Source organism: Rhizobium sp. RU36D, from assembly GCF_900176345.1.
Classification (GTDB): Bacteria; Pseudomonadota; Alphaproteobacteria; order Rhizobiales; family Rhizobiaceae; genus Allorhizobium.
In genome coordinates this window covers 1-4952 of record NZ_FWXU01000059.1, presented here as the reverse complement: position 1 = coordinate 4952, position 4952 = coordinate 1, and the positions used below count along the sequence as shown (strand labels likewise).

The window sequence follows — 4952 nt, the reverse complement described above, 5'->3', positions numbered from 1 at the left end:
CGCACCGATCACCTCCTCAGACCCCCGCCAGACAAACCCAAAAACCACAACCAGTTGGTCTTCAAATGGACCGGAAATTAAACCGGACAGCAGTGCAGAGAGACCGAAGTTGCACGGCAAAAGACACCGAACGGGGCGCCGGAAGGTGCTATTTTTATATCCAATTACGAGGCAGCTTTCGGCGCCCCGTCCGTTCGGCCTGGCCGAACCCATGCCATCAAGCGAAACCGGAGGGCGAAAGGCCTGGCCGGCCTTTCCGCATGATCTTTGACATCGCAAACGCTCAAACGCGCACACGCCGCTCCGTCAGGAAATAGGCAAGCGCTGTTGCCGGCAGCGCGGTGCCGACCGAGGAGGCGAGCCACCATCCGCCTTCCGCAAAGGCCCAGGCGCCGATCGCCGAGCCCAGGGCCCCGCCCATGAAGAAGGTCGCCATGTAAAGCCCGTTCAACCGTCCGCGCAGTTCCGCCCCAAGCGCATAGATCGAGCGCTGGCCGATCACCAGCGTCGTGGTCACGCCGAAATCGAGCACGATGGCGGCAATGGTCAACAGCACGAGGGCGGCCGTCGAGCCCGCTTCGGCAAGATGGCTCAAGGGAAAGGCGATCAGCACGCAGACGATCCCAAGAATGGTCGCCGGGCGTCCCAGATTGCGATCTGCCAGCCGTCCGGCGATCGGGGAGGCGATCGCGCCTGCCACGCCGGCCAGCGCAAACAGCGCAATGCCCGCCTGGCTGATCTGGAATTGCGGACCGGCCAGAAGCAGCGGCGTCACCGTCCAGAACAGGCTGAAGGCGGCAAATTGCAGCGCCTGATAGGCCGCCCGGCGGCGCAGCACCGGCTGGCTCTTCACCAGCGTGCCCATAGAGGCGATCAGCGAAAAATAGCCGATCCGGGTCTGCGGCCGGCGCTCCGGCAGGCTGCGGGCCAGGATAATCCCCAGCACCACCATCAGCGCCGCCGAGAGGAAGAAAACCATATGCCAGGACGAGATCCCGGCGATGAAGCTTGCGGCCGGCCGTGCCAGCATGATGCCCAGCATCAGCCCGCTCATGACATTGCCGACCACCCGGCCGCGGATGGCATCGGGCGCCAGGTTGGCGGCAAAGGGCACGATCATCTGCACCGCAACCGAGCTCAGGCCGACGGCGAGCGAGGCAATCAGGAAGGGGGCGGGAGTCGAGGACAATCCGGCCGCTACAAGCGCCAGCGTGACAAGGCCGATCATCGTCAGGATAAGCCGACGGTTCTCCAGGAGATCACCCAGCGGCACGACGAACAGCAGCCCAAGGCCATAGCCTATCTGGGTCAGCGTCACGATCAACCCGGTGGCATGTTGTGGCAGGCCGATATCGGCGGCGATCGGTCCGGCCAGCGGTTGCGCATAATAGAGATTGGCGGCGATCAGCCCGCAGGCAAGCGCCATGATGAAGGTCAGGACGCCGGAAAGGGCATTGGAACTCTCCGGTGTCGTCGGGGCCGCGGCTGTGATTGTCATGTAAAAATCTCCTGCTGTGCGGCCGGGAGATGCCGCACCAATGGAAAGAAGCGTCGTTCGGGTCAGTCGAGCAGTTTCATCGCGGTTTGCACCACCGCCCGCGCCTCGGCGGGTGCGATGCCGGTCTTGCCCAGCACCCGCAGGCCCTGTGCCAGGCTCAGCAGCGTGCGCGCCGTCACCTCTGGGTCCACGCTGCTGCCGATCGACCCATCTGCCTGGCCCAGCCGGATCAGGTCGCAGACAAAGCCGTGGTTGCGCGACACCGATTGCGCGATCAGCCCGGCCGCCTCCTCGTCCATCAGCGCCATCTCTGTCGCACTGGCAACGATCAGGCAGCCGGTGCGGCCGGAAGTGCCAAGCGAGGCATCGGCATAGACCGACAGCAGGTGCTCAACCTTGTCCCGCCCGGTCTGGCCGGCCTCGACCCGCTCCCGCATCACCGCGTCGCGCAGCGTTTTGTAACGCTCCAGCGCAGCCAGGAAGATAGCCCGCTTGTCTGGAAAGGCCTTGTACAAACTTCCTGCCGCAACACCCATGGCGCTCTTCAATTCGGAAATCGAGGCACCCTGGTAGCCGCGCTCGGAAAACACCACGATGGCCCGGTCGAGCGCCCGGTCGAGATCAAATTCACGCGGGCGTCCGGCAGCGCGTGGTGCGGATGGAGAGGGCAGGGCAGTGGACATCGGGCAAATCCGATAATAGGAAATGATCGTTCCCTATTTAGGCGGCGATAAATCACGGGTCAAGCCTGCGACAGGAAAAACAGGAATTGACTAGCGCTTTCGCGTTGGATCGTCCGCTAAAGAGTGTCGCCAGAAGGGTACGAGTGAGTTGACGCGCGTTCAAGACTACCCGTCATGCCGGCCGCCGAGCCGGCATCCAGCGCAATCAAGTCATTGATTGCGATAGACTCTTCTCACGGCGCGGACGCGCCGTGGCTGGATTCCGGCCTTCGCCGGAATGACGGAAAAATCTTGCCTCGAATTCCGGCCTACCGCGCCGCGCCGGATTTCGTCAGCGCCTCTTGCCAGCGGGTCCGGGCCTGCTCCGGCCAGAGCACCTTCGGGTCATAATAGATCTCGAAAGCCGGCTGATCGGCCGGCAGGGCCACCCACGGCACCTTGGTCCGCGTAAAAATATGCGCCTGGGGCGGAAATTCATGGGCCCGGTCCAGCGTCAGCATGCGGATGAACCGCAGCCAGCCGCGCCGTCCATAGTCGCTCCACACCGCCGTCTGGCAGTGCGGGCAGCGATGGATGTCATGCGGCCGGCCGCTATCGGTCGGCATGCTCACGCCAACCGCCTCGCCGCTCAGGGTCTCAACCCGCTCGGCCTCCATCATGCCGTTGATGACGAAGGCGCCGCCGCTCTGGCGTTGGCAGTCGCGGCAATGGCAGCACTGCACGAAGATCGGCCGCCCCTGCAGCCGGTAGCGCACATGGCCGCAGAAGCAGCCGCCCTCGAAACTCTCGTCTTCAGTCATTGATGCTCCCCCTGCCGATCAATCCCACCCAGGCCCTTGCGATGGCCAACCCCGTGGCGTCGGCCTGCGGCCCGTGATGGGCGGCAAGCGCCTCGTAGCGGCCGAGCCAGCCGGGCTCCTTGCGCTCGATCACCTCGGGAAAGGCAGCCTTCCACCGCTCCACCACATCAAGATTGGCTTCGAAATGAAACTGCATGCCATAGGCCGCCCGCCCCACCCGGAAGGCCTGGTTCGGCGTCACGCCGTTTTCGGCGAGCCTCACGGCGCCGGGCGGCAGGGTGAAGGTGTCGTCATGCCATTGAAAGCTGGTAAAGCCCGAGGGCACCGCCGAGAGCACGGGATCATCCCCCGCCTCACCCGTCAGCTCTATCCTTCGCCAGCCGAATTCCGGTGCCGCGCCGATCAGGTTTTCCGCGCCATAGGCCCGTGCCAGCATCTGGCTGCCGAGACAGATGCCGAGAACCGGCCGGCCCTCGTCGCCGAAATCGCGCATCAACGCCGCCAGTTCGCCGAGATAGGGATGCTTCGCATCGTCGCGGGCATTCTGCTCGCCGCCGAACACGACAAGCGCGTCATGATCGCCCGTGGACGCCGGCAGGGGCTGGCCTTCGTAAGGCCTGATGACATCGAGCTTTGCGCCCGCCTCGGCCAGCGCCACACCCACCAGCCCGTGATGGGTGCCCGCCATGTTCTCGATGATTGCCACGCGCATGCCGCTATCCGATTCCCTAAAGCATGCCTCCCAAAAGTGGGCACCGGTTTTGGGACAGAGGCATGCGAAAACAATAGTCTACAGCAGGCCCATGAATCCGAATCAACGCGACCTGCTGTAGTCTATCCGGGCGGAGATCAGCACGGCAGGCGCGGTCTTTCAAGCCGGTCAGAAAACCTTCTTCATCCTGGCATCGACGGAATGGGCATTGCCGCCGCGCACCGCAAAGAACAGGAAGATCGCCGCCCAGAGAATGGATTTCTCCGTGCCGGCAAGACCTTCGGCCCGCACCACGCCGTGGAAATAGACGGTGACCAGCAGCACGATCATCGCCGCGAAGGAAGCGGGACGGGTGAAGAGACCGATGGCCACAAGGATACCACCGAAGAACTCCGTGGCCGCCAGCAGCGGCGACCAGAACATACCGGGATAAAATCCGAGGCTCTCGACCATCCCCACCGCGCCGAAAGGGTTCATGATCTTGCCGAAGCCGTGGGTGACGAGCAGCACGCCCGCGGCCACGCGCAGGATGGTTTCCACGGTCTCGTGGGTGCTGTTATATACAGGGGCGACGGCCGGAACGATGAGACGATTGCGATCGGGAATAGAGGACATGAGACTTTTTCCTTGGGTTTTGAATGGGCTAACCTCAATGAAAGCTCCCCCCTTCCGGCGCAAGCGCCACGCCGATAAAATATGAGTACAAAAGTTAACTTTTGTGTGAGCCATCCGTGAACGGAGACCTGATATGACCGACAAACCCCGCATCAGCATTCTCTATTGCACGCAATGCAACTGGCTGCTGCGCGCCGCCTGGATGGCCCAGGAACTGCTGCAGACCTTTTCCGACGAACTGGGCGAAGTGGCGCTCATCCCCGGCACCGGCGGCAATTTCGAGATCCGGCTGAACGGGGAGCTCATCTGGGAGCGCAAGCGCGACGACGGCTTCCCCGGCCCGAAAGACCTGAAACAACGCGTCCGCGACATCATCAACCCCGACCGCGACCTCGGCCACACCGACCGGGCGGACAGGGGGAGTTGAGGGAGTGGCTGGCAAAGAGGCAAAGAGGATTTCCCCCTCTCCAACCCGGCTTATGATCCCCTCACCAACAATATCTGAGGTTTAGCTGCGCTAAGCCCTCGATTTTGTAACCTCTCCCACACGGGGGACCGTTGCATAAAGCCGAGTTTTTGGGATTTTGGTTTTTGCAGACGGCGGTTCTGTGGCCCGGCTGTTGTTTTGCCGGGCATTTGGGGTG

6 protein-coding genes are annotated in these 4952 nt (G+C 63.1%); 1 reads left to right on the top strand and 5 read right to left on the bottom strand.

Annotated elements, in window-relative coordinates; translation table 11 throughout:
- Positions 1 to 283 precede the first annotated feature (283 nt).
- The 5 genes from B9A97_RS29045 to B9A97_RS29025 form a co-directional block, all read right to left on the bottom strand.
- Positions 284 to 1498, bottom strand: coding sequence for an MFS transporter (locus B9A97_RS29045; protein WP_084369307.1), 1215 nt, complete (start codon positions 1496 to 1498; stop codon positions 284 to 286).
- Positions 1499 to 1560: 62 nt separating this feature from the next.
- Positions 1561 to 2181: a TetR/AcrR family transcriptional regulator gene (locus B9A97_RS29040; RefSeq protein ID WP_084369306.1), complete on the bottom strand. Its 621-nt coding sequence runs from the start codon at positions 2179 to 2181 to the stop codon at positions 1561 to 1563.
- Between the two features lie 308 nt (positions 2182 to 2489).
- Positions 2490 to 2981 carry a GFA family protein gene (locus B9A97_RS29035; RefSeq protein WP_084369305.1) on the bottom strand — a complete coding sequence of 164 codons (492 nt, stop codon included), beginning with the start codon at positions 2979 to 2981 and terminating at the stop codon, positions 2490 to 2492.
- Entirely contained in the window at positions 2974 to 3693 is a 720-nt protein-coding gene (locus B9A97_RS29030; RefSeq protein ID WP_084369304.1) for a type 1 glutamine amidotransferase, read from the bottom strand. The genes B9A97_RS29035 and B9A97_RS29030 overlap by 8 nt, the downstream gene beginning before the upstream one ends.
- Positions 3694 to 3861: 168 nt before the next feature.
- On the bottom strand, positions 3862 to 4308 hold the full coding sequence (locus B9A97_RS29025; protein ID WP_084369303.1) for a DoxX family protein: 447 nt from the start codon (positions 4306 to 4308) through the stop codon (positions 3862 to 3864).
- Between the two features lie 133 nt (positions 4309 to 4441).
- Between B9A97_RS29025 and B9A97_RS29020 the strand changes: the two genes are divergently transcribed.
- Positions 4442 to 4735 carry an Rdx family protein gene (locus tag B9A97_RS29020; RefSeq protein ID WP_084369302.1) on the top strand — a complete coding sequence of 98 codons (294 nt, stop codon included), beginning with the start codon at positions 4442 to 4444 and terminating at the stop codon, positions 4733 to 4735.
- Positions 4736 to 4952 lie beyond the last annotated feature (217 nt).

Coding starts and splice junctions, on each gene's coding strand:
- B9A97_RS29045 (WP_084369307.1), bottom strand. CDS start 1,498: ATGACAATCACAGCCGCGGCCCCGACGACACCGGAGAGTTCCAATGCC.
- B9A97_RS29040 (WP_084369306.1), bottom strand. CDS start 2,181: ATGTCCACTGCCCTGCCCTCTCCATCCGCACCACGCGCTGCCGGACGC.
- B9A97_RS29030 (WP_084369304.1), bottom strand. CDS start 3,693: ATGCGCGTGGCAATCATCGAGAACATGGCGGGCACCCATCACGGGCTG.
- B9A97_RS29020 (WP_084369302.1), top strand. CDS start 4,442: ATGACCGACAAACCCCGCATCAGCATTCTCTATTGCACGCAATGCAAC.
- B9A97_RS29025 (WP_084369303.1), bottom strand. CDS start 4,308: ATGTCCTCTATTCCCGATCGCAATCGTCTCATCGTTCCGGCCGTCGCC.
- B9A97_RS29035 (WP_084369305.1), bottom strand. CDS start 2,981: ATGACTGAAGACGAGAGTTTCGAGGGCGGCTGCTTCTGCGGCCATGTG.